Origin of the sequence: Liquorilactobacillus sicerae, from assembly GCF_029916425.1 — a bacterium.
GTDB lineage: Bacteria > Bacillota > Bacilli > Lactobacillales > Lactobacillaceae > Liquorilactobacillus > Liquorilactobacillus sicerae.
Genome location: NZ_JAHAVQ010000039.1, coordinates 1 through 1,079, shown reverse-complemented (window position 1 = coordinate 1,079; position 1,079 = coordinate 1). Strand labels below are relative to the sequence as shown.

The 1,079-nt window shown below is 37.2% G+C and carries 1 protein-coding gene and 1 pseudogene; both read left to right on the top strand.

Annotated elements, in window-relative coordinates:
* Positions 1–212: pseudogene (locus tag KH893_RS11025) on the top strand (hypothetical protein); the annotation flags it as partial.
* A 47-nt stretch (positions 213–259) separates the two neighbouring features.
* The coding region (locus tag KH893_RS11020) for a neutral/alkaline non-lysosomal ceramidase N-terminal domain-containing protein (protein ID WP_281166172.1) at positions 260–1,079 on the top strand (820 nt) is incomplete at its 3' end.

Here is a 1,079-nt window from a genome sequence, read left to right as displayed (position 1 = left end):
CGCCTGAACTTAATAGTTCTTTTGGCCAAAAATTGCGAGAAAAATTTAATGATCAAAATACATTTGTTTGTACCCTTATAAATGGCGCAATGAAATATTTGCCGGAAGACGGTGATTTTATTCGTCATACCTATACAGCTATGAATACCAGGATTGGTCAAGGATCCGATCAAATTTTTCTCAATCGAATTATCAGGACTGTACAACAGTAGACGAAGTTTGATTGTGTGCACAAAATATAAAAATGGAGGTCGTTAATATGAAAATTGGAACAGCTCGTTATTGCATTTCGCCCAGTTATCGTAAATTTTATTTGTTGGGTTACAAAACTCCGGTTCGGAATAATCCTGCTGCCGGTATTCATGATGATATTTTCTGTAATGCATTGCTTTTCGATAATGGCAATCATGATCGTGTTTTTGTTCTTTCTGCCGACCTGTTGGAACTTGAAGATGACATGGTCGAGGAAGTTAAAAGCAAATTGAATGAACTTTATGGAATTTCACGCGACCAAATAATTCTCTGTGTTACCCATGATCATAGCTCTATTAGGGATTTTCATAAGCATTGGGAGACGGGTCATTTCAACCAGCAATACTATGATTTTCTGATTGAAACAATTATTAAGGCTTTTGAAAAATGTTTAGTTAATCTTCAAGTCGCAACCGCAAAATATGGAAAAGAAGTTATTACTGGCTATTACAGTAATCGCAATCATCCAGGAGAATTGGCCGACAATCAGATTATTGTCATCAAATTTTATAACAAACAAAATGAAGCCTTTGCCTGCCTCTTGAATTGGGCTACTCATTCTACTGTCCTTGGTCCGGACAATAATCAATTAACGGGTGATTTAGCTGGCCAAACTTGTCAAAAGCTTGGAAAACAATGGGGATATTATCCGTTAATAGTTGTTGGTGCTGCAGCAGATTCCAGTAATCGAAACGATCGGCAAGGAAAAAATTTTGCCGAGTTGGAGCGAGCTAGTTCCGGACTTGCCGAGAAGATTATCGGTATTCCTATTACAAAGCAAGTTGAATTTGGCTCAATTGTTTTTCAAACCCTTAGTCATTCAATTC